The organism is Leifsonia sp. KNZ13-11D (assembly GCF_056754895.1).
This window is the reverse complement of the sequence record NZ_JBPGWU010000001.1, coordinates 560,231-587,033: the sequence shown is the minus strand read 5'-3', so window position 1 is coordinate 587,033 and position 26,803 is coordinate 560,231. Positions and strand designations below refer to the sequence as shown.

The 26,803-nt window shown below is 71.2% G+C and carries 21 protein-coding genes; 10 read left to right on the top strand and 11 right to left on the bottom strand.

Features of this window, described 5'->3' with window-relative positions:
• Positions 1–68 precede the first annotated feature (68 nt).
• Positions 69–2,897, top strand: coding sequence for a YhgE/Pip domain-containing protein (locus tag ACR9Y5_RS02970; protein ID WP_481296566.1), 2,829 nt, complete (start codon positions 69–71; stop codon positions 2,895–2,897).
• Positions 2,898–2,957: 60 nt separating this feature from the next.
• Here the strand turns inward: ACR9Y5_RS02970 and ACR9Y5_RS02965 are convergent, their stop codons facing one another.
• From ACR9Y5_RS02965 to ACR9Y5_RS02950, 4 genes are all read right to left on the bottom strand, one after another.
• Positions 2,958–3,224, bottom strand: coding sequence for an EsaB/YukD family protein (locus ACR9Y5_RS02965; RefSeq protein ID WP_481296565.1), 267 nt, complete (start codon positions 3,222–3,224; stop codon positions 2,958–2,960).
• The gene (locus tag ACR9Y5_RS02960) at positions 3,217–3,771 is read right to left on the bottom strand and encodes a hypothetical protein (RefSeq protein WP_481296564.1); all 555 of its coding nucleotides are present in this window, start codon (positions 3,769–3,771) and stop codon (positions 3,217–3,219) included. Before ACR9Y5_RS02960 ends, ACR9Y5_RS02965 begins: the two co-directional genes overlap by 8 nt.
• Complete coding sequence (locus ACR9Y5_RS02955) at positions 3,749–4,039, bottom strand: WXG100 family type VII secretion target (RefSeq protein WP_481296563.1); 291 nt, start codon at positions 4,037–4,039, stop codon at positions 3,749–3,751. Before ACR9Y5_RS02955 ends, ACR9Y5_RS02960 begins: the two co-directional genes overlap by 23 nt.
• Positions 4,040–4,199: 160 nt before the next feature.
• Positions 4,200–6,227 (bottom strand): DEAD/DEAH box helicase, encoded by a 2,028-nt coding sequence (locus ACR9Y5_RS02950; RefSeq protein ID WP_481296562.1) that lies wholly within the window; start codon positions 6,225–6,227, stop codon positions 4,200–4,202.
• A gap of 266 nt (positions 6,228–6,493) precedes the next feature.
• Here ACR9Y5_RS02950 and ACR9Y5_RS02945 point away from each other — a divergent pair, with 266 nt between their 5' ends.
• Both ACR9Y5_RS02945 and ACR9Y5_RS02940 read left to right on the top strand, forming a co-directional pair.
• Positions 6,494–8,038, top strand: coding sequence for a phytoene desaturase family protein (locus ACR9Y5_RS02945; protein WP_481296561.1), 1,545 nt, complete (start codon positions 6,494–6,496; stop codon positions 8,036–8,038).
• Positions 8,039–8,040: 2 nt separating this feature from the next.
• A complete protein-coding gene (locus ACR9Y5_RS02940) occupies positions 8,041–8,484 on the top strand; it encodes an SRPBCC family protein (RefSeq protein WP_481296560.1) in 444 nt (147 codons plus the stop codon).
• Positions 8,485–8,530: 46 nt separating this feature from the next.
• Here the strand turns inward: ACR9Y5_RS02940 and ACR9Y5_RS02935 are convergent, their stop codons facing one another.
• Positions 8,531–8,962, bottom strand: a complete 432-nt coding sequence (locus ACR9Y5_RS02935; protein WP_481296559.1) for an Hsp20/alpha crystallin family protein — start codon at positions 8,960–8,962, stop codon at positions 8,531–8,533.
• A 180-nt stretch (positions 8,963–9,142) separates the two neighbouring features.
• On the opposite strand from ACR9Y5_RS02935, the gene ACR9Y5_RS02930 reads away from it, so the two are divergent.
• Both ACR9Y5_RS02930 and ACR9Y5_RS02925 read left to right on the top strand, forming a co-directional pair.
• Entirely contained in the window at positions 9,143–9,718 is a 576-nt protein-coding gene (locus ACR9Y5_RS02930) for a Dps family protein (RefSeq protein ID WP_481296558.1), read from the top strand.
• 91 nt (positions 9,719–9,809) lie between these two features.
• Positions 9,810–10,295: a GNAT family N-acetyltransferase gene (locus ACR9Y5_RS02925; RefSeq protein ID WP_481296557.1), complete on the top strand. Its 486-nt coding sequence runs from the start codon at positions 9,810–9,812 to the stop codon at positions 10,293–10,295.
• A gap of 54 nt (positions 10,296–10,349) precedes the next feature.
• Here ACR9Y5_RS02925 and ACR9Y5_RS02920 read toward each other — a convergent pair whose 3' ends face one another.
• A complete protein-coding gene (locus ACR9Y5_RS02920) occupies positions 10,350–11,108 on the bottom strand; it encodes an IclR family transcriptional regulator (RefSeq protein WP_481296556.1) in 759 nt (252 codons plus the stop codon).
• A 91-nt stretch (positions 11,109–11,199) separates the two neighbouring features.
• On the opposite strand from ACR9Y5_RS02920, the gene hutH reads away from it, so the two are divergent.
• From hutH to hutI, 3 genes are all read left to right on the top strand, one after another.
• Positions 11,200–12,738, top strand: a complete 1,539-nt coding sequence (hutH, locus tag ACR9Y5_RS02915) for a histidine ammonia-lyase (RefSeq protein WP_481296555.1) — start codon at positions 11,200–11,202, stop codon at positions 12,736–12,738.
• Between the two features lie 116 nt (positions 12,739–12,854).
• Entirely contained in the window at positions 12,855–14,555 is a 1,701-nt protein-coding gene (locus ACR9Y5_RS02910) for a urocanate hydratase (RefSeq protein ID WP_481296554.1), read from the top strand.
• Complete coding sequence (hutI, locus tag ACR9Y5_RS02905; protein WP_481296553.1) at positions 14,552–15,712, top strand: imidazolonepropionase; 1,161 nt, start codon at positions 14,552–14,554, stop codon at positions 15,710–15,712. The genes ACR9Y5_RS02910 and hutI overlap by 4 nt, the downstream gene beginning before the upstream one ends.
• Before the next feature lie 99 nt (positions 15,713–15,811).
• On the opposite strand, the gene ACR9Y5_RS02900 is transcribed toward hutI, so the two are convergent.
• From ACR9Y5_RS02900 to yczR, 3 genes are all read right to left on the bottom strand, one after another.
• Positions 15,812–16,708, bottom strand: a complete 897-nt coding sequence (locus ACR9Y5_RS02900) for an arginase family protein (RefSeq protein WP_481296552.1) — start codon at positions 16,706–16,708, stop codon at positions 15,812–15,814.
• 86 nt (positions 16,709–16,794) lie between these two features.
• Positions 16,795–20,157 (bottom strand): efflux RND transporter permease subunit, encoded by a 3,363-nt coding sequence (locus ACR9Y5_RS02895; RefSeq protein WP_481296551.1) that lies wholly within the window; start codon positions 20,155–20,157, stop codon positions 16,795–16,797.
• A 146-nt stretch (positions 20,158–20,303) separates the two neighbouring features.
• Positions 20,304–21,782, bottom strand: a complete 1,479-nt coding sequence (yczR, locus tag ACR9Y5_RS02890; protein ID WP_481296550.1) for a MocR-like transcription factor YczR — start codon at positions 21,780–21,782, stop codon at positions 20,304–20,306.
• A gap of 64 nt (positions 21,783–21,846) precedes the next feature.
• Here yczR and yczE point away from each other — a divergent pair, with 64 nt between their 5' ends.
• Complete coding sequence (gene yczE, locus ACR9Y5_RS02885; protein ID WP_481296549.1) at positions 21,847–22,740, top strand: membrane protein YczE; 894 nt, start codon at positions 21,847–21,849, stop codon at positions 22,738–22,740.
• A gap of 159 nt (positions 22,741–22,899) precedes the next feature.
• Here the strand turns inward: yczE and ACR9Y5_RS02880 are convergent, their stop codons facing one another.
• The gene (locus tag ACR9Y5_RS02880; RefSeq protein ID WP_481296548.1) at positions 22,900–23,658 is read right to left on the bottom strand and encodes a MerR family transcriptional regulator; all 759 of its coding nucleotides are present in this window, start codon (positions 23,656–23,658) and stop codon (positions 22,900–22,902) included.
• 83 nt (positions 23,659–23,741) lie between these two features.
• Here ACR9Y5_RS02880 and ACR9Y5_RS02875 point away from each other — a divergent pair, with 83 nt between their 5' ends.
• Positions 23,742–24,476, top strand: a complete 735-nt coding sequence (locus tag ACR9Y5_RS02875; RefSeq protein WP_481296547.1) for an MBL fold metallo-hydrolase — start codon at positions 23,742–23,744, stop codon at positions 24,474–24,476.
• A gap of 72 nt (positions 24,477–24,548) precedes the next feature.
• Here the strand turns inward: ACR9Y5_RS02875 and ACR9Y5_RS02870 are convergent, their stop codons facing one another.
• Positions 24,549–26,729, bottom strand: coding sequence for an APC family permease (locus ACR9Y5_RS02870; RefSeq protein WP_481299509.1), 2,181 nt, complete (start codon positions 26,727–26,729; stop codon positions 24,549–24,551).
• Positions 26,730–26,803: the final 74 nt, after the last annotated feature.

The following is a 26,803-nucleotide window of genomic DNA, read 5'->3' as shown; positions in this document are numbered from 1 at the left end:
TGACTGACATATTGTGCTCTGCATTATGATGGCGTCACGCCGCTTCGAGGCGTGACTCCGGAGGTACTGTGCTCAAGAAGATCCTCACCGGGCTGGCGACCCTGGGCCTCGCCGGCCTGCTCGTGGCGTCGGCCGGCGTGTACGGCGGCGAGAGCGTTTCACCGCGCCCGGGCGCCCCGACGATCGCGCTGGTCAACGAAGACGAGCCCGCTTCTTTCAACGGCACGGACTACCTGTTCGGCAAGGAGTTCGTGAGCCGGGCGTCGAACGACGACCGCTACAACTGGCAGGTGGTGTCACGCAGCGTCGCCGAGCGGGCCTACTCCGACGAAGCGGTCAGCGCGGTGATCGTGCTGCCGCAGTCGTTCAGCCACGACATCCTGACGTTCCAGGATCTCGACCCGGTGAAAGCGGTCATCGACTATCGCGTCTCGCCGGGCGATGAGCTGTCCGAGCAGCGACTCCGGAACGATGTGTTCACGGTCCTCCGCGACATCAACACCCGTGTTGTCGAGATGTACTTCGCCAGCATTGCGGGGAACATCTCCGGCGCCCAGCTCGGGATGGGTTCCGTGGTGGGACGCTATTCCGCGCTGGTCGGCAGACTGTCGGAAGACGTGCAGCCCACGGTGGCCTCCTCCAGCGAGGACAACAAGCGGACCGGGGGCCTGGCGCAGATCCTGCGCGCCATGAACACCGCATGGATCGCAGCACAGAATGGTTTCACCAGCACCGCCACGGACACCCTCACCTCGATCAGCGGTTCGCTCGCCGACCAGCAGCCGAAACTGTCGGACTACTTCTCGCTCCAGCAGCAGATCACCGCGACCAACCTTCTCAACGCAAACGCCGCCATCTCCGATCAGGCGACGTCGGACTCGGACTACTTCGGCTCGGCGTTCGCCGATCACATCGGCGCGCTGCATTCCGGTGACGGCACGTGGTCCGGGTTCGATGGTCTCCTCTCCGAGACCCAGGACGGGAGCCCGACCGGAGCGCTCGCCGAGCTCCGGAAGACGGTATCGGAGTACGACCAGCTCGCGACCCGCTACAACGCGACGGTCCACGACATCACCGCATCGCTGACCGAGCAGGATGACGCCCTCGCCGCGTCCGCGAACGAACTCGGCGCACTGGCCACGACTCTGCTGGGCGAATACTTCGGCGTGACGCTCCCTGCCGACAGCGCATCCGTCGGGCTTCCTGCCGGAACCACCGCCATTGACGGCACGAACGCCGACACGCTCGACCCATCCCTGCTCACGCCGGATTCCGCGAAGCAGGCGCTTGCCCGCAAGGTCGCCAACAGCTTCGCCGCCGATGGGACGACGTCGAACATTCTCGCCGGGTACGAGGAGCAGCTCGCCGCCCTGGTGGGCGGAATCGCCACCGACCCAGTGCAGTACACGGCGCTTTTCGCCGACCTGCAATCGACCACCGATTTCAACCCGGCGCCGTATGAGCGGCAGCTGGACCTGATCGCCTCCTACGCGACTGCGCATCAGATCGTGGGCCCCGCTCTGAACGTCGTGAGTTCTCACGCGGAGTCGGACCAAACGGTCACCAAGACGATCCCTGTCACAGTCGCCGCGGGCGAGAGCGTGCGGGTGGACGTGCATCCGTCGAGCGCCCTTTCGCCGGCGGATGTGAGGGTGACCGTCGATCCCCAGGCCGGCGGCGACCGGACCACCGTCGACCCGGCATCGGATGCCGCCACCATCGACAACACGCAGGGCACCGAGCCGCTCACGGTGACGCTGACGTACAGCATCGACCTGCACGATGTCGCCGGCGAGCTGACGGTCGGCTTCACGACGCAGAACACCACCGATCCGGCCACGCCGTCCCCGCAGCAGAGCCTCGGAACCGACCGCTACCTGCTCGTCCCCGCGACGGCTGCGGCGAGCGGGGTCGGCGACAGCTTCGCCGACATCACGTCGTACCTGGGCGACATCCGGACGGCGGCCAACCTCCTCCGCTTCCTCTACGCCGCCCCCGGCGAGACTGAGGACGACTTCATCACCGCCGCAGAGGCGGCGGGGGACTTCAGCGAGCACAGCGGCGATTCGATGTACAACCGGTATGGGGCCATCGACGCGGCCACGATCGAGGGTCGCCTGAGCGCCACGGATGTGAGGGCCTACCAGACACTCGGGCGGGACAACATCCGGACGATCGTCACCCAGATCGACGCCCTCACGAAACAGCGCGCAGCGCTCGCGCAGGACATCGACGCCCTCTCGCGGCTCGACCTCAGCCCCTCCTACTTCTCGAACGCACTCCGGCGACTCGAGTCGTGGTACGCCGCAGCCCTCACCAGCATCAATGCGGCTCCGCAGCTGTGGGCGCAGAAGTCCAACGCTGTCATCCAGCTCGCCACCACACCCTGGAACGATCAGGAGGCGGGACGGGCGGAACTGTACCTCGACGAGCGGACCGGCCCTGCGCTCTACGACGCGCTGTCGCACCTTGCGGAGACGACGAGCCACGACAGTGCGAGCATCGCCGCGAGCGCCCAGCTCATCGACGACAACTCCGCCCAGTTCGACGAGCTGATCGCGGGCGTGCAGCGCACCCAGGCCGAGACGGACTCGCTGCTCGCCGCCATGAAGGGCACGATCACCAGCGAAAGCGCGGGGGCCGCGGAGAGCAGCGCCTTCCAGAGCCGGTTCTCGACCGTCCTGTCGAACACCAGGGCAAGCGGCGTCGACCCCGCCGTGGTCTACGACGCGTTCGCCAATCCGGTCACCGCCAAGGACAGCACTCCCTCGGCCGCGAAGCGCACCGAGGGCTTCGACTACCGGTGGATCGCCATGTTCGTCGGAGGCTCTCTCGTCGGTGCGCTGGTGGCCGCGCTCGTGGCGCGCGGGAGGCGCCGGCCGGCACGGCGGACATGACCGCAGCTGAGCCGGACGACGCCACATCAGCAGCGCCCGGCTCAGCCCGCAGCGCCCAGCTCAGCCCGCAGCCACGCCCTCCAGCGAGACGACCTCGAACACGTCGCCGTCGCCGACCGGGAAGTCGGCGACGACGTCGTAGTCGCCGAGGGCGATCGGCTTGTCCTTCAGCCGCAGGCGCCACGACGCGGGCATGCGGATGCTGTGCTCAGCGAGCACGGCATCGACGAGCCGTGTGAGTCGCTCGAGGGTCACGGCCGTGGGGACCCGCAGGTCCAGCTGCTGTCCGTTGAGCTCGAGGCTGATGTCGACGTGTCGTTCAGGCATTGCTTCTCCCTCCCCGTGACGCCCTCTTCCAACCGAGCAGAGCGGCCGCTCCCGCCAGGGGAATCGCGGCCGCGACGAGGGCGAACACCCAGACGTCCACAGCCCGCCCCGCGCGCTCATCACCCGCACCGACGATGGCCGCGTGCGAGTAATCCGCGAACAACCGCCCTCGGGTCTCCGTGGGGAGGTCGCGCACCGCGACTTTCGTGTCCGCGAAGTCGAGCCGCTCGGCCGCGCGGGCGATGGCAGCCCTCGACTCCTGCACCTGCCCGGCGCGTTCTGTCACGGCGGGGAGGAACAACCGCGCCGTGATGGGGAAGTCGCTCGCCCCTCCCGCGCTGACGCTCTCGTTGGTGATGATCTCGGGAAGCAGTTGCAAGCTCCCGTCACCGCCGGAGCCGCCGGAGCCGCCGGAGCCGGCGCCGGGGTCGGCCCCGGCACCGGCGGCGGGGCCGGCGAGCACATTCACGCCCACAGCGAGGCTGAGGGCGACGGCCGCCGACCACGCTCGGCCGGCGGCCCGCTCAGAAGCCGAAGCTCTGCGCATCCTGCGCGTCACGCTCGGCGACGGTGTCCGCGTAGGAGTTCAGCTGCTGGTTGATGCTCTCGAGCAGCTGCTCGAACTGCCGCACGTTCTGGGAGAGCTGATCGTACTGGTTCAGGTACGCCTCGAACGCCGCACCCTTCCACTCCTCCGCGATCGTGCTGTTCATGCTGTTGACCTTCTGCAGCGCGGACTCGATCTCGTCCTTGGCGTCGAGGTAGACGCGCGCCTGGCTCTTGAGCTGCTCCGGGGTGACACTGATCATTGCCATGGTGTGATTACCTTTCATGTTGAACTCATGTTCTGATTCAGAATATGAGAAAGATGGACCGGTGATCGGCGAGTGGCCGCAATGGTGGCCCGGAAACGCAAAAAGCTCCCGGGTTCTTCGCTGTGAACGAAGAACCCGGGAGCTCTGACGTGCGGACGAGCTACTGCGCGAGGGTCAGCAGCAGGTCGTCGCCGGGAGCGGCCGGCACGAACTCGGCCTCGATCTCTGCGCGGCCGAGCAGGTCGTTCATCCGGCGCTGGCGCTGCTTGGGGATCAGCGTGACGACGGTTCCCTGCTTGCCGGCGCGGCCGGTGCGGCCGGAGCGGTGCAGGTATGTCTTGTACTCGTCGGGGGCGTCGGCCTGGATGACCAGGTCGATGTCGTCGACGTGGATGCCGCGGGCCGCGACATCCGTCGCCACCAGCACGTTGACGCGTCCGCTGGTCAGCTTCTCCAGGTTGCGTGTGCGGCGCGACTGGTTGAGGTCGCCGTGGAGGCTGACGGCGGGGATGCCCGCGTCCTCGAGCTGCTCCGCGAGCATCTCGGCGAACGCGCGGGTGCGGGCGAAGACCAGGGTCTTGCCGTCACGGTCGGCGAGCTGCTCGATGATAGCGCCCTTGTCGCGGTGCTCGATGACGAGCACGCGGTGGTCGATCGTGGAGGACGCCTGGTCCTCACCGGCGACCTCGTGCACGGCCGGGTCGACGAGGAACTCGTCCACCAGCTGGGCGACGCCCGAGTCGAGGGTAGCCGAGAAGAGCAGCTTCTGGCCGCCCTCAGCCGTGTGGCGCAGGATGCGCTGCACCGGCTCGAGGAAGCCGAGGTCGCACATGTGGTCGGCCTCGTCGAGCACGGTGATCTGCACCTCGCTGAGGTCGAGACGGCCCTGCTCCACGAGGTCCTCGATACGGCCCGGGGTGCCGATCACGATGTCGACGCCGCGCTGCAGCGCGCCCACCTGACGGCCCTGCGGCACGCCGCCGTAGATCTGCGTGGTGAAGAGGCCCACGCTGCGGGCGATCGGCTGCACGGTGCGGTCGATCTGCAGCGCGAGCTCGCGGGTCGGGGCCAGGATGAGCGCGCGCGGCGCACGGCCGAGCTGGCGCTTGCCGCCGGCCTTGCCCGACTCCGCCCACAGCTGCATGAGCCGCTCGGCGAGCGGGGCGCCGAAGGCGATCGTCTTGCCGGAGCCGGTACGGCCGCGGCCGAGCACATCCTTGCCGGCGAGCACGTCCGGGAGGGTCGCCGCCTGGATCGGGAACGGCTTGTCGGCTCCGAGGTCAGCGAGCGCTCGGACGATGTTGCCGCCCAGTCCCAGGTCGGCGAAGGTCACGCCGTCGACGTCCTCGGCCTGGATGGCCTCAGCCTCGAGACGCTCGAGCACGACGTCGTCGGTCGGCACGAAGGCCGGCTTCTCGTCGCGCGACGGGTAGAAGGAGGACTCGCGACGGGGACGGTCGGCGCGGTCGTCGAACGAACGGCGCGGGCGATCGTCGTACTCGCGGCGCGGACGCTCGGCACGGTCGTCGAACGAACGACGCGGGCGGTCGGCGCGATCATCGAAGGAGCGACGCGGCCGGTCAGCCCGGTCATCGAAGGAGCGACGCGGACGGTCGTCGTACTCACGACGCGGCCGGTCGGCACGGTCGTCGAACGACCGGCGCGGACGGTCGGCCCGGTCATCGAAGGAGCGACGCGGACGGTCATCCCCGTCACGACGCGGACGCTCGGCACGATCATCGAACGAGCGACGCGGACGGTCATCCCCGCCACGACGCGGACGCTCGGCCCGGTCGTCGAACGAACGACGCGGACGGTCGTCGTACTCACGACGCGGACGCTCGGCCCGGTCGTCGAACGACCGGCGCGGACGGTCGTCCCCGTCACGACGCGGGCGGTCCTGGCGCTGAGCGCGCTCATCCCACTCGCGGTCGGTGCGGCGTGCGTCCTTGCCGCGGGGCTCCCAGTTGGGACGCTCGGCGCGGCCGCGGCCGGCGCCGGCGTTGTCGTCGCGGGTGCCGTAGGTGGCGCGGCCGCGGGCGGCGCGGTCGTCCGCGCTCCAGCGGGCCTTCTTGCCCGCCGCGGGCTCCTCGGCGCGGTAGCCGCGGTGCTTGGGGCTGCGGCTACCGCTCTTCGGGGCGCCGCCGCGGGAGGGCTGCGATCGTCGGTCGTTGTTGTATCCGGGCATGGATGTGCTTCCTGGGTTCAGGTCGAGTGCGCGGCGGCGCGCCGAAGCGCACCGGGTGTTTCCCGGGCGAACTGTGTCCGGGGCCGTTCACGATTGTGTGATCCGCACCGCTGATCGGGTGCGGAACCGGCCCACTTGACTGACAAACCCATCCGCGCAGATCGCGCAGTGTCAAGAGCCGACTCGTCAACGATAGCGGATGGATGCTGGGAGTGCACTGCCGATCGCCCTCTGCGGACCGGCGGCACCGGGGTATACAGGGAGGTATGAGCTCCTCCCCCTCCGCGGACCGGCTGGATGCGATCGTCATCGGCTCCGGCCCGAACGGCCTCTCGGCGGCCGTGACGCTCGCCCGCGCCGGTCTGTCGGTGCGCGTCTACGAGCGCAACGCCTCCATCGGCGGGGGGCTGAGGACCGAGGAGCTGACGCTCCCCGGCTTCCGGCACGACGTCTGCTCGGCCGTGCATCCCCTCGCCTTCGCCTCCGCCTTCTTCCGGAAGTTCGGCCTCGACCGGCGCGTGCCGTTCATCGTCCCCACCGCGTCCTACGGCAACCCGCTCGACGGCGGTCGCGTCGCGATGGCCTACCTCGACCTGGAGCGGACGGCGGATGCGCTGGGCGTCGACGGCCCCGCGTGGCGCGCCCTCCTCGGCCCAATGGTTCGGCAGGCGGACGCTGTGGCGCAGTTCACCGGCTCCGCACTGCTGCAGGTGCCACCCCATCCACTCGTCGCCGCTCGCTTCGGGCTGACGGCTCTGGCGCAGGGCGGCCGCTGGTGGGACCTGCCGTTCCGCACGGGAGCGCCGGGCGCGCTGCTCGCCGGCGTCTTCGCGCACACCACCCTTCCCCTGCCGAGCGTCGCGGGCGCCGCAGCGGGGCTGACCCTCGCGACGTATGCGCACGCCCGCGGCTGGCCCATCCCGGTCGGCGGGAGCCAGGCGATCGCGGACGCGATGGTCGCCGACCTGGAGGCGCACGGCGGCGAAATCGTGACCGGAACGCCCGTGGAGTCGCTCGCCGACCTCCCGGACGCGCGCGTGGTCGTCTTCGACACCCACGTCAAGGTCGCCGCCCGGCTGGGTGAGGACCGGCTGCCGGCCGGCTACCTGCGGCACATCGACCGGTTCCGCACCGGCAACGGTGTGTTCAAGGCCGACTTCGCCCTCTCCGGCCCCGTGCCGTGGACGAACCCCGAACTCGCCGAGACCGCGACCGTCCACCTCGGCGGTTCCCGGCGCGAGGTGGCGCGTGCCGAGAACCAGGTCGCGGCCGGACGGCAGAGCGACCCGCCGTACGTGCTGCTCTCCCAGCCCTCCCTGTTCGATCCCACCCGCGCACCGGCCGGCAAGCACGTGATCTGGGCGTACACGCACGTCCCGCGCGGTTCCACGGAGGACCGCACGGAGGCGATCATCCGGCGGATCGAGCACTTCGCTCCCGGCTTCCGGGATCTGATCATCGGGACCTCCACCCTGACGGCGGTCCAGATGGAGCAGCACAACCCGAACTACATCGGGGGAGACATCTCCGCGGGTTCGCCGGACTTCGGCCAGCTCGTCGCGCGCCCGGTGCTGAGCTCCGATCCGTGGCGGATGCCCGGCCGGGGACTGTACCTCGCGTCGGCCTCCGCGGCTCCCGGACCCGGCGTCCACGGTCTCGGCGGCTACTACGCCGCCCGCAGCGCGCTGCGCCACGAGTTCGGGATGACGAGGATGCCGAGTCTCGCCCCTGAGCCCGGTCAGACGTTCACGCCGTCCGGCCCGTCGCTCATCCCCGATGCCATCCTTCCGCCGACCCCCCGGGAGCCGTGATCATGTCCGTCAACGTCCGCCGTATGGCCTGCTCGCCCGAGCAGGTGTTCTCCGTCCTCGCCGACGCCTGGGTGTACCCGACCTGGGTCGTCGGCGCCTCGCGGCTGCGCGCCGCCGACGACCGCTACCCGGCTGTCGGGTCGCGCCTGCACCATTCGATCGGCGTCTGGCCGCTGGTGCTGAACGACGAGACGCGTATCGACGAGTGGGACCCGCCCCACCGGATGGTGCTCGAGGCGAAGACGCGTCCGTTCGGCTCCGAGCGGGTCATCATCGAGGTGAAGCCGCGCGGCAACGGCGGGAGCGTCGTGCGGATGGTCGAGTATCCGCACACGGGGATCGTCACGCGGATCCCCGGGGTTGTCGCGGACGCGCTGCTGCACCTCCGCAATGCCGAGACGCTGAGGCGTCTCGAGTGGGTGGCGCGGGGGCGCGCCGCCGCCTGACGGAGCGCCCCCGACTCTGTGCGCGGCCGGTCAGCCGGCCCGCCCGTCAGCCGGCCGACACCGCCCGTGCGCCGCTCTCGCGCGACGACTCCACCGCGATCTTGCGCGGCTTCGCGCGCTCCGCGATCGGGATCATCACGCTCAGCACACCGTTGTCGTACGACGCGGTGATGCCGTCGGGATCGACGTCGTCGCCGATCGTGAACTGTCGCATGTAGGCGCCGTACGGGCGCTCCTGCGCGAGCCACCGGGCGCCGTCGCGGTCGGCGGCGCTGCGCACGGCGCGGATGGTCAGCAGGTGGCCGTCGACGTCCACGTCGACCGATGCCGGGTCTGCGCCGGGCAGGTCGGCGTTGAGGATGTAGCGGTCACCCTCGCGGAAGAGGTCCACCGGCATGATGCGCGGCTGGTGGCTGGTGTCGAAGATGCTCTGCGCGATCCGGTCCAACTGGGAGAAAGGATCGAACGACATGGCCATTGGATGTACCCCTTTCTTCAATTGAGCTGGTGAGAGGCGGAATGCCTCCCGCTTTCGACCACAGATTTTAGCACTCTGTGCTGGAGAGTGCCAAGGGTTTCGGCGGTCGTCAACCCGGTTCCGTGAGTCGCTCGGGCGGCCTACCGTGCGTGGAGTCCATCGACCGGAAGGGACCCCACCGTGGCCGCAAGCCAGACCAAGACGAGCACCAAGAAGAGCACTCCGAAGGCGCCGGCCGTTCGCCGCACCGCCGCCGTCGGCGTCGCGCCGACGCGTCGCGAGCACGCGGAGCACGGCTTCGTCGCCTCGGCCGAGCTCGCCCAGAACCTCCAGCGCGTGCACGTCGATCTCATCGAGCTGCACCTGCAGGGCAAGCAGGCGCACTGGAACGTCGTCGGACACAACTTCCGCGACCTCCACCTGCAGCTCGACGAGATCGTCGAGGCCGCCCGCGAGTTCAGCGACGACGTGGCGGAGCGTCTGCGTGCGCTGCATGCGACGCCCGACGGCCGCAGCGCGACCGTCGCGGAGCAGACCAGCCTGCCGGAGTTCCCGAACGGCGAAGTCGACACGACCGAGACCGTCGACCTCATCACCGAGCGGTTGGAGGCGGTCGTCCGCACCATGCGCGATGTGCACGACGACGTCGACGAGGAGGACCCCACCTCGGCGGACCTCCTGCACGCCATCATCGAGCGCCTCGAGCAGTTCGCCTGGATGGTCAGCGCCGAGAACCGCACGCCCAGCCGGGCCTGAGGGTTGCGGGCGGTGGATGCGGCGGGTCGCGCCCACCGCATCCACCGCCCCGCGTAACCCCACCGTCACACCGCGCGGCTAGCATCGACGCATGCCGATCGACGTCCGCGCGGAGCAGCCGCGCCAGCCCGAGGTGGAGGAGCTGCTCCGCCTCAGCGACGAGTTCGCCTTCTCGCTCTATCCGGCCGAGAGCTGCTACCTGCTCGACGTGTCCCAACTGGAGCGCGACGGGGTCACCGTGTTCGTGGCCCGGGTGGACGGTCGCGCGCTCGGCATCGCGGCACTGGTCGTCGGCGATCCCGCGGACGGCTCGGCTCCCCGGGCCGAGTTGAAGCGGATGTTCGTGCACGAGGATGCGCGCGGGCGCGGTCTCGCCCGACTGCTCCTGTCGGCGATCGAGCGGGCGGCGGCCGACGCAGGTGTCGCGGAGCTGCGACTGGAGACGGGCCCGCTGCAGCACGCCGCGATCGCCCTGTACGAGCGATCGGGGTACACGCGCATCCCGAACTTCGGCCCCTACGTGGGCGATCCGTACTCCGTCTGCTACGCCAAGCCGCTCCCGGTCCCGGCGTCCTGAACCGCCGCGCGCGGCCGCCGCTCCGGGCTGCCGCCCGCGATCGCCGCCCGCCCCTCAGCTGCCCCGGATGCGGCGCGAGAGCTCGGCCGCGGCGTCGCGCACTCGCGCGGCGAGCGCATCCCACCCCTCGGGCGCCACGTTCTCGCGCGGGAAGGTGACGGCGATCCCCGCCGCAGGCCAGCCGGCATGGTCGCGTACCGAGACCGCGACCGAGGCGAGGCCGGGGGTGACCTCGCCGTCCTCCGTCGCATAGCCGCGCTCGCGGGCCTCGGTGACGACGCGACGCAGCTCGGCGTAGGAGTGCGGCCCCGCGCCGGTGCGGTCCTCGAATGCTCCGGAGTCCGGGTAGAGCGCCCGCAGCTGCTCGCGGGGAAGGGTGGCGAGCAGCGCGCGTCCACTCGCCGTCAGGTGGGCTGGGAGGCGCACACCGACATCGGTCACCAGCCGGGGGCGCCTCGGCGCGCGCTCCTCGACGATGTAGACGACGTCGCGGCCGTGGAGCACCGCGACGTGACCCGACTCGCCGATCGCGTCGACGAGCGCCGCGACGATGGGACGCCCGAGGCGGCTCAGCGGCTGCTGCCGCGAGAACCCGCTCGACAGCTCGTATGCCGCGACACCCAGACCGTACCGCCGCGCTTCGGGGAAGTGCAGCACGAAACCGTGCTCGGTCAGCACGGCGAGCAGGTGGTACACGGTCGAGCGCGGAAGGCCGAGGGCCGTGGCGATCGCCGCGGCCGGGGCGGGCCCGCGCTGGGCGCCGAGGTAGCCGAGGATGCGCAGCGTGTTCTCCGCCGCCGGAACTTTGCTCATCGCATCCTCCTCGGCCCTGCGTCTGGGATCCCGGACACCGAGCAGCCTACAGCCGAGGTGCAGCAGGACGCCCTGGCGCGATGATCGGAACATGCTCCAGACCCAGACCTCCGTCACCGTCGGCGCCGGTCCGCTGACCATCGCCGACGTCGTCGCCGTCGCGCGCCACGACGCGCCGGTCGCCCTCGATGCTGACGCTCTCGCGGGCGTCGCCGCATCCCGCGCCATCGTCGAGGCCCTCGCCGACGACACCGAGCCGCACTACGGCATCTCGACCGGATTCGGCGCCCTCGCCACCACGTTCATCCCGGCCGACCGCCGCGCCCAGCTGCAGGCGAGCCTCGTCCGATCGCACGCCGCCGGCTCCGGCCCCGAGGTCGAGCGGGAGGTGGTGCGCGCCCTCATGCTGCTGCGCCTCTCCACGCTGATGACCGGACGGACCGGCGCGCGTCCGCACACCGTCGAGACCTACGCCGCCCTGCTCAACGCCGGCATCACGCCGGTCGTCCACGAGTACGGCTCGCTCGGCTGCTCGGGAGACCTCGCACCGCTCGCGCACTGCGCACTGGCCGCCATGGGCGAGGGGCGTGTCCGGGTCGACGGGGAACTGCAGGACGCCGCGGACGCGCTCGCTGCCGCGGGCATCCCCCCGGTCGTCCTCGCCGAGAAGGAGGGCCTCGCCCTCATCAACGGCACCGACGGCATGCTCGGGATGCTCGCGCTCGCGATCCACGACCTGCACGGGCTGCTGACCGACGCCGACATCGCCGCGGCGCTCAGCGTGGAGGCGCTGCTCGGCACCGACGCCGTCTTCGCGGACGACCTGCAGCGGCTACGGCCCCAAGCGGGCCAGGCGGTCTCGGCGGCGAACATCCGGACCATGGTCGCCGGCTCCCCGATCGTGGCGAGTCACAAGGGACCGGAGTGCACCCGCGTGCAGGACGCGTACTCGCTCCGCTGCGCTCCGCAGGTGCACGGCGCGGCCCGCGACACGCTCGCCCACGCCGAGCTCGTCGCCGAGCGCGAGCTCGCGTCGGCCGTCGACAACCCGGTGCTGACGCTGGACGGAAGGGTCGAGTCGAACGGCAACTTCCACGGCGCGCCGGTCGCCTACGTGCTCGACTTCCTCGCGATCGCGGTCGCCGATGTCGCCAGCATGTCCGAGCGCCGCACGGACCGCTTCCTCGACCCGGCGCGCAACCAGGGGCTGCCGCCGTTCCTCGCGCACGAGGTCGGCGTCGACTCCGGTCTGATGATCGCCCAGTACACCGCGGCGGGCATCGTCTCCGAGCTGAAGCGGCTCGCCGCGCCGGCATCCGTCGACAGCATCCCCTCGTCGGCCATGCAGGAGGACCACGTGTCGATGGGATGGGCGGCCGCCCGCAAGCTGCGCCGCGCGATCGACGGCGTCACCCGCGTGATCGCGATCGAGGCGATGACCGCCGCGCGCGGCGCCGACCTGCGCGCGCCGCTCCGCCCCGGCCCCGCGACCGGCGCCGTCATCGCGACCCTGCGCACCGTCGTCCCGGGCCCCGGGCCCGACCGCCACCTCTCCCCCGAGATCGAGGCCGCCACCGACCTCGTCCGCACCGGCGCCCTCCGCGCCGCCCTCCCGACCCCCCTCCCCTGACCCACCCTCCCCACCGTCGAGTACACGATTTGTGCACGGTTTCACCGCGAAAAGCGTGCAGTTTTCGTGTACTCGACGGAGGGGGCACAGCACGAACGCCGAAAGGACGTAACACGATGGATGGAGCACGAAGGGTGCGCGCGGCGCGCGGGACGGAGCTCAGCGCGAAGAGCTGGCAGACCGAGGCGCCGCTGCGCATGCTCATGAACAACCTCGACTCGGAGGTCGCCGAGCGGCCCGACGACCTGGTGGTCTACGGCGGCACCGGCCGCGCAGCCCGCAGCTGGGAGGCGTTCGACGCGATCGTCGCGACCCTGCGCGATCTGGAGGCGGACGAGACGCTCCTGGTTCAGTCCGGCAAGCCGGTCGGCGTCTTCCGCACCCACGAGTGGGCGCCTCGGGTGCTGATCGCCAACTCCAACCTGGTGGGCGACTGGGCGACGTGGCCGGAGTTCCGCCGGCTCGAGGCGCTCGGCCTCACCATGTACGGCCAGATGACCGCCGGATCCTGGATCTACATCGGCTCGCAGGGCATCCTGCAGGGCACCTACGAGACGTTCGGCGCGGTCGCCCGCAAGCTCGCCGCCCGGCGCGGCGACTCCGGGGAGGACGACGACGCCACGCTCGCCGGCACCCTCACTGTGACGGGAGGCTGCGGCGGGATGGGCGGCGCGCAGCCTCTCGCCGTGACCATGAACGGCGGAGCCGTGCTGATCGTGGATGTGGACCGCGCGCGGCTCCAACGCCGCGTCGACCACGGCTACCTGGACGTGCTCGCCGACGACCTGGACGACGCCGTCGCGCAGGCACTCGCCGCCAAGGACGAGCGCCGGGCGCTCTCGGTCGGCATGGTCGGCAACGCCGCGGAGGTCTTCCCGGAGCTGCTCCGTCGCGGCGTCCCGATCGACATCGTGACCGACCAGACCAGCGCCCACGATCCCCTCTCGTACTTGCCCGTGGGCTACAGCGTCGACGAGTGGCGCGACCGGGCGGCGTCCGACCCGGAGCGGTTCACCGACGATGCGCGCCGGTCGATGGCGGCCCAGGTGGAGGCGATGGTCGGCTTCCTCGACGCGGGCGCCGAGGTGTTCGACTACGGCAACTCCATCCGCACCGAGGCGCAGCTCGGCGGCTTCGAGCGCGCTTTCGACTTCCCCGGCTTCGTGCCCGCGTACATCCGCCCCCTCTTCGCAGAGGGCAAAGGCCCGTTCCGCTGGGCGGCGCTCTCCGGAGACCCGGCCGACATCGCAGCGACGGACCGCGCCGTGCTGGAGCTGTTCCCCCACGACGAGCACCTGCGTCGCTGGATCACCCAGGCGGGCGAGAAGGTGCACTTCGAGGGTCTGCCCGCACGCATCTGCTGGCTGGGATACAAGGAGCGGCACCTCGCCGGGCTGCGGTTCAACGAGATGGTCGCCTCCGGCGAGCTGTCCGCGCCCGTCGTCATCGGACGGGACCACCTCGACTCGGGCTCCGTCGCCTCGCCGTACCGGGAGACGGAGGCCATGGCCGACGGCTCGGACGCGATCGCGGACTGGCCGCTGCTCAACGCCCTGCTCAACACCGCGTCCGGCGCGACCTGGGTGTCGCTGCACCACGGCGGCGGCGTCGGCATCGGGCGCAGCATCCACGCCGGGCAGGTGGTGGTCGCGGACGGGACGCCCCTCGCCGCCGAGAAGATCGAGCGCGTGCTCGTCAACGACCCCGGCACGGGCGTGATGCGCCACGTGGATGCGGGCTACGAGCGGGCGGTCGAGGTCGCCGAGGAGCGCGGGCTGCGCATCCCGATGCGCGAGCAGGGCGCCGAGCGGCCATGACCGCCACCCTCTTCACCGGCATCGGCGAGCTGGTCACGTTCGACCCGGCCCACGAGGGCGATCTCGGGCTCGTGACCGACGGTGCCCTGCTGGAGGTGGACGGCCGGGTCGCGTGGACCGGGCCGGCGTCCGCCGCGCCGCGGGAGGACGCCGACGCGGTCGAGGAGCTGGACGGAGCGGCGGTCGTCCCCGGCTTCGTGGACGCGCACACGCACCTCGTCTTCGCGGGTGACCGCTCGGCGGAGTTCGAGGCGCGGATGGCCGGGCGGCCGTATACCGCGGGCGGCATACGGTCGACCGTCGCCGCGACGCGGGCGGCCACGGACCACGCGCTTCGCCGCCGGCTGGCCGGGTTCGTGGCGGAGCTCCACGCCCAGGGGACCACGACGTTCGAGGTGAAGAGCGGGTACGGGCTCACCGTCGCCGACGAGGAGCGGTCGCTGCGCCTCGCCCGCGAGGTCACGGACGAGACGACTTTTTTGGGCGCGCACGTCGTCCCGCCGGAGTTCGCCGAGGATCCCGAGGCCTATGTGGACCTGGTGGTCGGCCCGATGCTCGACGCGTGCGCGCCGCAGGCACGGTGGATCGACGTCTTCTGCGAGGCCGGGGCGTTCACCGTGGAGCAGAGCCGCCGCATCCTCACCGCGGGAGCGTCGCGCGGTCTGGGCGTGCGCCTCCACGCGTCGCAGCTCGGCCCTGGCGACGGCGTGCAGCTGGCGGTCGACCTGGATGCGGCGAGCGTCGACCACTGCACCTACCTGAGCGACGACGACGTCGAGCGCTTGGCGGCCTCCGCCACGCTCGCGACGCTTCTGCCCGGAGTCGAGTTCTCGACCCGGCAGCCGTACCCGTCCGCACGGCGGCTGCGGGATGCGGGCGCCACGGTGGCGATCGCGAGCGACTGCAACCCTGGGTCGTCGTTCACATCGTCGATGCCGTTCTGCATCGCGCTGGCCGTGCGCGAGCTCGGTCTCACTCCCGCAGAGGCGCTGGAGGCCGCCACGCTGGGCGGTGCCGCCGCGCTGCGCCGCGACGACGTCGGCCACCTGCGACCGGGCGCGCGCGCCGACTTCGCGGTCCTGGCCGCCCCGAGCCACGTGCACCTGGCCTACCGCCCCGGCGTCCCCCTCGTGTCCCGCACCGTCCGCGCCGCCTGAGGCTCCCCCACCGTCGAGTACACGAATAGTGCACGCTCGCGCCGCGTGTCGCGTGCACTATTCGTGTACTCGACGGTGGGGGACGCTCAGGAGGCGCGGTCAGCGGGAGGCGAGACCGGCGGCGGCCTCGAGCACGAGGAGGGCGGCGAGGCGCACCGTGCGCTGGTCGGGGGCGTCGGAGGTCGCGTCGACCTCCGCGATGTCGATCGAGCGGACCAGGGGGGAGGCTGCGACGAGCCGGGCCGCGCGGCGCAGCTCCCATGCCGCCAGGCCGCCGGGGACGGACGCCGGGCATCCGGGCGCGACGGAGCGGTCGCAGACGTCCACATCGAGGTCCACGTGCACGGGGCCGCCGGCGGCGCCGGCGATCTCGAGGGCTTCCGCCATGATGTCGTCGAGCGGGCGCGTGTGCAGGGCCTCGCGCGGGATGACGGTGATGCCGTGCTCTGCGGCGCGCCGCGTGTAGGCGGCCGAGTTGGCGAAGTCCGCGATGCCGATCTGGACGATCCGTCGCCCGTCGAGCCCCGCATCCAGCAGCTCCCGGACGGGTGAACCGTTCGACCGTCCGTCGCGCAGATCGTGGTGCGCGTCGAGCGTGATCAGCCCGGCGATGCCCAGATCGGACCCGAACGCGCCGAGCGCCGCAGGGACGGTGAGCGCGTTGTCCCCGCCCACCGCGACCGTCAGCCGCGAGAGACCGACCGCAGCCGCCACCGCGTCGGTCGCGCGCTCCCGGCCGCCGGGCGCGTCGGGCGATTCCACGTCGCCGGCGTCCGCGAAGCGCAGCGCCTCGACGTCGAGTCCCGGCACGAACGCCGAGTACCGGCGCAGCGCCTCCCGCACCGCACCCGGCGTCGCGTGCGCTCCCGTCGGCGAGAGCGACGTCTCGTGCGTCGGGATGCCGAGCAGCGCCAGGTCCGCGCCGTCCGGTCCCAGGGGCGCCCACCCGCCCGCACGGGGCCACAGCGGATCGACGGACAGCGGCTGCTCGCTCATACCGCGACCCTATCCAGACCCTGGCGCCAGGGCCCGGGCCGTCGCGCGTCGTCCGTCCGGGATCTCAGACGGCGCACGACGTCCCCTCAGATCTGCGAGCCGCCCGCCGGCCGGGTGAACACCGGCGGCTCCGGGGTCCGGCCGGACGAGTCGTCCGCACCCGAGGGGCCGGTCGGCGGCACGTCGGTGCCCCCGCCCCCGGACGTCCCGTCGCCGTCGCCGCCGAGCCTGGCCGCGCGCCGGGCCGCCTTCCGCTCGCGCCGCCCCTCGACGAGGTTGTACAGCGTGGGCAGCACGACCAGCGTCAGGACGGTCGACGAGATCAGGCCGCCGATCACCACGATGGCGAGCGGCTGCGAGATGAACCCTCCGTGGCCGGTCAAGCCGATGGCCAGTGGCGTGAGGGCGGCGATCGTCGCGAGCGCCGTCATCAGGATGGGGCGCAGACGTCGGGAGGCGCCGTGGGCGACCGCATCCGACACGCTGAGCCCCCGCCGTCGGTACTGGTTGACGAGGTCGATGAGCACGATCGCGTTGGTCACGACGATGCCGATCAGCATCAGGAGACCGATCAGCGACGCCACGCCCAGCGGGATGCCGGAGATGATCTGCAGCAGGATGGCGCCGGTCGCCGCGAACGGCACCGAGACCAGGAGCAGCAGCGGCTGGCGCAGCGAGCGGAACGTCGCCACCATCACGATGTAGACGATCAGGATGGCCGCGAGCAGCGCGATCCCGAGCTGCTGGAACGCGTCGGACTGGCTGGCCGAGACGCCGCCGATCTTCGCCGTCGCACCCTCGGGCAGGTCGGCCGCCTTGAGACTCGCCGTGACGTCCGCATTCGCGGTCGTCAGGTTGTCCGTCGCCGGCGTCGCGGTCACGCTGGCCGTGCGCAGGCCGCGCTCGGTGGTGACCGTCGCCGGTCCCTTGACCTCCTTCACGGAGGCGAGCGTGTCGAGCGGGACGACACCGGCCGCGGTCGGGATCGGCAGCTGCGCGAGCCCCGCGACGGTCGTCGGCGGGTTGGCGCTCTGCAGGTAGATCTTGAGCGTCGTATTGTCGATGGCGACGGACCCGGCCTGGGTGGGCTGCATGGCCTGCGACACGATCGTGCCGACCGCCACCTCGCTGAGCCCGGCGGCGGCTGCCTTCGAGCGGTCCACCTCCACGGCCACGTATGGCAGGGACGCGCTCAGGTTGCTGGTCACCTGCTTGAGCGACGACTTCTTCTGGAGCTCGGCGACCACCGAGTCCGTCGCCTTCTGCAGGTCTGTGTTGCTGGAGGCCGAGATGTCGACCTCGATGTCGCTCGAGCCGCCGAACCCGCTGGAGGCCGAGAGCGTGATCTCGCCCTGGCCCTTGATCGCCGCGAGCTCGTCCGAGATGGTGTCCTGCAGCTTCGTCTGGTCGGCGTCCGGGTCGGTCGTGATCGAGAACGTGGTGCCGCCGCTGCCGCCGGTGAAGGCGTCACGCAGCGATGACCCGCTGGAGCCGATCGAGACCTGCACGGTCTTGACGCCCGATGTGTCGAGCAGCTTCTGTTCGACGACCTTCGCGGCGTCGTCCTTCGCCTGGAGGCTCGCGCCCGGGTCGAGGGTCTGGGTGACCGTGAGCGAGTTCTGTCCGCTCGAGCCGAGGAAGTTGGTCTTCACCAGCGGGAACGAGAGGATCGTCAGGATGAGCACCAGCGCGGCGGCGACGATGGTCCACACCGAGTGCCTCAGAGTCCAGCGGATGATCGGCAGGTAGCCCGCCTGCAGCCGCGACGGATGCTCGAGCTCGTCGACGCCCGAGGCCGCGGCATCCTCGACGGCCAGGTGGGCGGCCTCCACGTCGTCGCCGCCCTCGTGCTTGTGCACCTTCGGCGCGCGCAGGAACCAGTAGGCCAGCACCGGGACGATGGTCAGGGCCACGAGCAGCGACGACAGCAGGGCGATCGTCACTGTGACGGCGAAAGGCCGGAACAGCTCACCGGTCACATCCCCGACGAAGGCGAGCGGCAGGAACACCGCGACTGTCGTGATGGTGGATGCGGTGATCGCCCCGGCGACCTCGCGCACGGCGCGCACGATCACGACGGCCCGGTCGGACCCCGCCACGAGCTGCCGTTTGATGTTCTCGATGACGACGATGGAGTCGTCGACGACGCGGCCGATCGCGATGGTGAGCGCGCCCAGGGTGATGATGTTGAGCGTGTAGCCGGAGGCCCACATCACGATGAACGTGATGAGCACGCTCGTCGGGATGGAGATGACGGTGACGAGGGTCGACCGCACCGACAGCAGGAACACCAGGATGACGATGACCGCCATCGCGAGGCCCAGCAGCCCCTCCTCGGTGAGCGAGTTGATGGACTGCGTGATGAACGGCGCCTGGTCGAAGACGACGGTGATCGTGACGCCGGCGCCGAGCTTCTTCTCGAGGTCCGGGATGAGGTCGCTCACCTCGTGCGACACCTCGACCGTGTTGGCGGACGGGAGCTTGGTGACGGCGACCGTGAGGGCCGGCTTGCCGTCGACGCGCGAGAGGGACGTGATCGGGTCGTCGGTCTCCTCGACCGTCGCGACCGCGCCGATGGTCGGGGGCGGCGTCGCTGCCGTGGCGGCGGCCGCGGCTGCGGGTGCGGCGCCCGTCGCGCCGCCCGCTCCCGGCGCACGACTCGCGCCGCCCGACGCATCGCCCGCTCCCGTCGCCCCCGCTCCACCCGCCGAGCGGATCAGCGGCAGGCCGGCGATGTCATCCACCGACCCCAGCTGGCTGCCCGACTGGATCGACAGCGTTGTGTCGTCCTCGGTGATGTCGCCGCCCGGGATGAGCACGCCGCTCTGCTGCAGCGCATCCTTGATCGCCGACGAGGAGACGCCCGCGGCCGCGAGCTTCGCGGCGTCCGGAGTGATGGTGATGCGCCGGCCGACCTCGCCGACGAGCTGCGCGTCGTTCACGCCCGTCAGATCCTTGATGTCCGGCAGGACGAGCTTGGTGATGTCGTCGCCGAGCGCCCGCTGGTCCGTCCCGCCGGTCACGGCGAGCTGGATGACGGGGAGGTCGTCGATGCTGCCCGAGAGGACCTGCGGCTCGACGCCCGAGGGCAGCGTGGACTTGATGCGGTTGATCGCCTGGTCGATCTTCTGCTCGGCGGTCGCCAGATCGGTGCCGTAGGTGAACTTCGCCGTGATGATCGACTGGTTCGTGCTGCTGACCGCCGAGGTGCTGTCGAGGTCCGGGACCCCCTGGATCGCCGCCTCCACCGGGCTGCTCACGTCGTTGTTGACGACCTCCGGCGACGCGCCCGGGTAGCTGGAGAGCACCACGAGCTGCGGGAAGGAGATCGAGGGGATGAGCTCCTGTTTGAGGTTGGTGAGCGCGAGGCCGCCGAAGACCGCGGCGACGATCGTGACGAGCGCGATCAGGGCACGGTTCTTCATGCTGAGGACGGCGAGGAAGTGCACGGAATTCCCCTTAAGGAACGGCGGACGGGACGCGCGGCGACGATGGCGCTCGGAAAGTATGTCAGTCGCCCTTGAGCGAGCGCTTCATGCCCTGGTACGACATCCCCGTACTCCCGCGGGCGTCCCCGTGATGTTCACCGCCACCGTCAGACCACGCTCGGCAGCGCCCCCTGGTCGAAGTACGGCGCCGGCTCGCTGGCCGCGACCGCCCACGCCCGCGACAGCGCCGTGAACGCCCGGTCGTACTCGTCCGGCGTGTAGGTGATCGGGATGCGCAGGAAGCGCTCGAACGCTCCGTCGAGCCCGAACCGGGGGCCGGCTGCGATTAGGAGGCCGTGGCTGCGGGCCGCGAGCGCGAGCGCAGAGCTCACCGGCGCCCCGATGCCCACCCAGGCGGTGAGGCCGCCGTGCTGCGGCGGCACCGTCCACTCCGGGAAGGTCTCCGCGACCAGCCGGTGGACCTCCGCCCGGCCGAGCCGGAGCTGCTCCCGGCGCTCTTCGGCGATCTCTGCGAGTTGCGGGAGGAGCTGCGCCACGACCAGCTGCTCGATGACGGGCGTCCCGAGGTCCGTCGCGGGCTTGGCCGCGATCAGCCGCTGGATGTGCGAGCGCTCGGCGCGGATCCAGCCGATCCGGAGACCGCCCCACAGCGTCTTGCTCGCCGAGCCGATCATCACGATGGGCGCCGCCGGCGTCGCGGGGTCCGCGTAGCGCGGCAGCGGCAGGTACTCGCCGACCCGGTCGATGTCGAGCTCGGCGGTCGTCTCGTCCGCGACCACGATCGTGCCGTGGCCGGCCGCCGCGGCGAGCACCCGGCGACGCGTCTCCGGGCTCATCGAGGCGCCGGTCGGGTTGTGGAAGTCAGGGATCAGGTACGCCAACGCGGGATTCGCCCGGCGGAACGTCTGCTCGATGCCCTCCGCATCCCAGCCGTCCGTCTCCTCCCCCAGCCGGTGCGGACCCTCCTCGGGCGCCGTGACCGTGATGGGCACGAGCCGCGCGCCGGCCAGCCGCATCGCCTCGATGGCGTGCGGATACGTCGGCACCTCGATCACGACCCGGTCGCCGCGCTGCAGGAAGGTGCGTGCGATCAGCGCGATGGCCTGCTGGGCGCCGACGGTGACGAGGATCTGGCCGGGGTCTGTCGGCAGCCCCCGGCGCGTGTAGCGCTGGGCGATCTCGGCGCGCAGGTGCGGCAGGCCGACCGGGTCGTAGCCCGGGTCGGGCAGGAAGCGCGGCAGCTCCTCGGCGGCCGCCCGGGCCGCGGCGGCGAGTGGGGAGGCCGCGGGGAGCGACGCCTTGGTGAAGTCGAGCATCCCCTCGCCGCCGGTCGCGGGCAGCGGAAGCGTGCGCCCGGGCAGGCGGGTGACGCTGCCTGAGCCGCGCACGCTGTCGACGAAGCCGCCCTCGCGCAGCTGCCGGTAGGCGGCCGCGACGGTGGTGCGGCTCAGCTGCAGCCGGCCGGCGAGGTCGCGTTCCGCGGGCAGGCGGGTGCCGATGGGGATGCGCCCGTCGAGCACGAGCAGCCGGATGCGGTCGGCCAGCGCAGCGTAGGAGGCGGCCGAGGTGCGCCAGCTCCCGAGCAGGACTTCGAGCGAGCGGGCAGTGAGCTGCGCATCCGACATGCAGGCCACTTTAGGCGAATTGGCATCTTGCCGCCAGTCCAATCGTCGCGATTGGATTGTTTCCATGACCACCCGACTGCTCCTCACCCGGCGCCTCGTGCAGCTGCTGATCGGCCTGTTCCTCTACGGCATCGCCATCGCGCTCATGGTCCGCGCGGGCATCGGGTTGTCGCCGTGGGACGTGCTGGCGCAGGGGTTGTCGATCAAGACGGGCATCCCGTTCGGGTTCGTCACGAATCTCGTCGGGCTGGTCGTGCTCGCCTTCTGGATCCCGCTCCGCCAGCGCCCCGGACTCGGCACCATCCTCAACGTCCTGCTGGTCGGACCGAGCGCCCAGCTCGGGCTCGACCTCCTCCCTCAGCAGACGGAGCTGTGGGCGCAGGTGCTGTTCTTCGCCGGCGGCCTGCTGCTGCTCGCGGTCGCGACCGGCCTGTACATCGGCCCGCGGCTGGGCCCCGGTCCGCGCGACGGGCTCATGACGGGCCTGCACGCCCGCACCGGTCGGCCGATCTGGATGGTGCGGACCGCCATCGAAGTGACCGTCCTGATCATCGGGTGGGCGCTCGGCGGGAACGTCGGCGTCGGGACGCTCGCGTTCGCGCTGCTGGTCGGCCCGCTCTGCAGCATCACCCTCCCCTTCTTCGCGATCCGCCTGCCGCAGGACGCTGCAACGGCTGCGGCGGCACTGGAGAGCGAGCTCGAGGGAACGGCCGAGCAGTCGGCCGGCCTCGAGGAGGAGCGGGATGCCGTCCGCTTCGACGTGCGCGACGGCATCCTGCTCGAATCCGACCGCGCGGCGCACGCCCGCGCCATCCGCCCGGACTCCCCCTTCGTCCGCGGTCCCCAGCCCGACCGGGCTCCCGCGGACCTCCCGTCGGAGCGTCGCTCGCGTCCCTCCCGCATCGTCGCCGCCCACTGGCTCGACGACCGCCTCACGGGCCGCCCCCGCCACCCCTGACCTCGCGCCTGCGCCCTCCGCCCCTCGTGCCCCACCGCCCCCGTCGAGTACACGAAAAGTGCACGGTTTCAGCTCGAAACCGTGCACTTTTCGTGTACTCGACGGGGGCGGTGGGGCGCGGGGGCTCAGCGCGCGAGACCGGAGCGACCCGGGAGCGGGTCAGGCGAGGTGCTGGGCGTAGTGGCGGAGGGCGTCGCGGACGAACGTCGCGCCGGCCTCGCCGCCGTAGTTGGCCGCGAAGCGGGGGTCGGCGACGTACATGTCGCCGAGACCCGTCAGGTACGCGGCCGGCGGTGCGCCGGTGCCGTAGCCGGGCGTGCCCGGAATGTCGGCCAGCCAGTCGGCGTGACGCCGCGCCAGCGCCTGCGCGCGGCCGGAGTCGGGCGCGACTCCGTCCGCGGCAGCCGCCTGCCAGTCGGCGGCGAGACGCTGCTGGCGCTCCTGCCAGTCGCGGCGCTCCTCCGGGGTCTTGCTGCGCCACCAGCGGTCGGAGGACGCGTACGCCTCCTTCCCCCAGCGCTCCTCGACCTCGTCCTTGTACTGCGTGTGATCGAAGCCGTCGAACATCTGCTCGGCCATGATCTCCTCTCCTTCCTCCACGGCGTGGATCGTCGACTCGACCGACGCGATCTGCCGCGCCAGCCGTTCCCGCTCCGCCCGAAGCCACGCGAGGTGGTCGCGCAGGGCGGGCGCCGCATCCGTCCGGTCGTCGAGCACCCGGCCGATGGCGTCGAGGCCCAGGCCGAGGTCGCGGAGCAGCAGGATGCGTTGCAGCCGCACGAGGGAGTCGCGGTCGTAGTACCGGTAGCCGTTGCCTCCGACCCGGCTGGGCTTCAGCAGCCCGACCGCGTCGTAGTGCCGCAGTGTCCGGCTGGTCGTCCCGGCGATGCGGGCGATGTCCTGGATGGACCAGTCCATGTCTCCCCTCCTCTCGTGCGATGCAGCACCCACGCTAGGAGTTGACGCTACGTCAAGGTCAAGTGCGTCGCTAGAGTGACCGTGTGAGTGGCATCCGATCGACCGTCCGCGTGGCACCCGGCATCCTGTTCGTCGAAGGGCCGCTCTCCAACTGGACCGTCTTCCACGGCGCCGGAGCCGTCGAACTGGTCGACTGCGGCTACCCCGCGGACCTGCCGCTGGTCGAGGAGTCCATCCGGCTCGCGGGGGCCGACCCGGCCGACCTGCGCCGCATCCTGATCACCCACGGGCACTCCGACCACCTGGGCGCGAGCGCCCGGCTCGCGGCCGAGCGGGGCGTCGTGGTGGCCGCGTCGCCCGCCGAGCTCCCCAACGTGCGCCGCGACATCACCGAGCAGGTCACGATCGGCGACCTGCTCCCCTCGATCTTCCGGCGGGGAACCGTGCGCTGGACGGTCGCCGCGGTGCGCGCCGGCGGCCTGGGCGACGTCGGGGTGCGGGACGCCGTGGCGCTGGAGGGCGAGGGAGTCCTGCTCAGCACCGGACACGCGCTCCAGCTGGTGCCGGCGCCCGGGCACACCTCGGGCAGTGTCTGCTTCTTCGAGCCGGAGTCGCAGTCGCTGCTGTCGGGCGATGCCGTCGTGAGCGGCCATCCGCTGCTCCGGGAGTCGGGCGAGCTGCAGCAGCTGCCCGGATTCTTCCAGCACGACGCGGACGAGGCGGCCCGGAGCGCCCGGAGGCTCGTCCTGTGCGACGCGGCGCGCATCCTGCCGGGGCACGGACCGATCGTCGAACTGGTTCCGGACGCCGCGGGCTAGCGGACCCGCCGGTCAGCGGGCGCCGCCGGCTAGCGGATCCCGCCGTCTAGCGGATCCCGCAGGCTAGCGAACCTACCGCTTCGCCCGCGCCGGAACCCGCTTCTGCCCGCCTCCGGCCGCCGCCGGCTCGCGCGTCTCCGCCTGCTCCACCGTCGGGCCGTCGCCCGGCGGCTGCGGCTCCGGAATGGTGCCCGCCACCTGCTCCGCGCTCTCGGCCGGTTCGCCGATGGTGAGCGGCACCGGGTGGATGTGGATGCGCGTGTGCGCGTGCGACGCGGGCACGAGGGGCCGGCGAGCGACCGGGCGCACCGGCTCGCCGCGGCGGTCCTGGCCGGGCAGCGGGCGGGAGCGGCGGCCGTAGATGAGCGACGACGAGTCGAGCAGCCACGGAACGAGGGCGACGGTGACGCCGTGGCACAGCATCAGCTGCTTGCTGATGCGGCGGGCACGGTGGTTGTGCAGCAGCGACTCCCACCAGTGGCCGACGATGTACTGCGGCAGGTAGACCGTCACCACCTCCGAGCCGTGCTCCTCGCGCCGGTGCTTGAGGTACTTCACCAGAGGGATGCCGAACTCACGGTACGGCGACTCGATGATGGTGAGCGGCACATGGATGTTCTGCTCGATCCACTGCCGCTGCAGCTTCTGCGTCGCCTCCTCGTCGATCGAGACGTGGACGGCCTCGATCGAGTCGTGCCGGGCGGCGATGGCGTAGTCGAGCGCCTTGAGGGCCGGCTTCTGCATCTTGCCGATCAGGACGATCGCGTGGTCGCCGACGCTTCCGAACGTCGTGACCGGGTCGACCTCGACCTCCTTCTCGACGTCGCGGTAGTACCGGTTCACGCCGAGCATGAGGAACCAGAGGATCGGCATGAAGATGAAGACCAGGTACGCGCCGTGCGTGAACTTGGTGATCGTCACGACGATGAGCACGATCGCGGTGAGACACGCGCCGAAGGCGTTGATGCAGAGCGAGCGGATGATGCCGGTGCGTTCCCGGCCGGACTGACCGCCTTCGCGCAGGAGCGTGATCCAGTGCTTCACCATGCCCGACTGGCCGAGGGTGAACGACACGAACACGCCGATGATGTAGAGCTGGATGAGCTGGGTCAGGTTCGCCTGGTAGACGACCAGCAGTACGGTCGCGGCCAGCGCCAGGATGATCATGCCGTTCGAGTACACGAGGCGGTCGCCGCGGGTGTTCAGCGCCTTCGGCGCATAGGAGTCGCGCGCGAGCACCGAGCCGAGCAGCGGGAAGCCGTTGAAAGCCGTGTTGGCGGCGAGAAGCAGTACGACGGCGGTCGCTGCCTGCACCAGGAAGAAGAAGACGGTGTTGTTGCCGAAGGTCGCTGCGGCGATCTGGGCGATCAGACTGCGCTGCGGCTGCGTGGCGCACTGCGCCCAGCCCTGGAGGTCGCACGGGTTCTCGGCGTAGTGGACGCCGCTGATCAGCGCCGTCGCCGTGAGGCCGGCGAACAGGGTGATCGCGATGCCGCCCATCAGGCCGAGGGTGATGCGGGCGTTGCGGATCTTCGGCGTGCGGAAGGCGGGGACGCCGTTGGCGACCGCTTCGACACCCGTCAGAGCCGAACATCCACTCGAGAAGGCGCGCAGCAGAAGCAGCACGACGGCCGCCTGGGTGAGGGAGTCGGCGTGCACCTGGTATCCGGCGGACTCGGCGACCGGGGCGTCGCCGAAGGCGGTGCGGACGAGCGCCGTGACGACCATGAGCCCGATGCTGCCGATGAAGATGTAGGTCGGCAGTGCGAACGCCTTCGACGATTCGCGCACGCCGCGCAGGTTGACGGCGGCGATGACGATGACGCAGAGGATGGCGAGCTCCACCCGCCAGGGGGCGAGGAACGGCAGGGCCGAGATCACGTTGTCGACGCCCGACGCGACCGACACGGCCACGGTGAGCACGTAGTCCACCAGCAGCGCGGAGGCGACGACCAGGCCGGCCTTCTCGCCGAGGTTCTTGTGGGCGACCTCGTAGTCGCCGCCGCCGGAGGGGTACGCCTTCACGAGCTGCCGGTAGCTCAGGACGACCGTGACGAGGAGCACGACGACCGCCGCGGCCACCCACGGCGCGAACGTCAGGAACGCCAGGCCGCCGAGCAGCAGGATCATCAGGAGCTCCTGCGGAGCGTAGGCGACGCTGGAGAGCGCGTCCGAGGCGAAGATGGGTAGGGCGAGGTGCTTCGGGAGCAGTTGTCCTTCGAGCTTCTCACTCGGAAGCGGGTCGCCGATCAACCAGCGCTTCGGGGATCTCCCCTCATTTGTCACGAGGTGCGAGCATACTCGCTGGCAATGCACTGTCAAGTCGG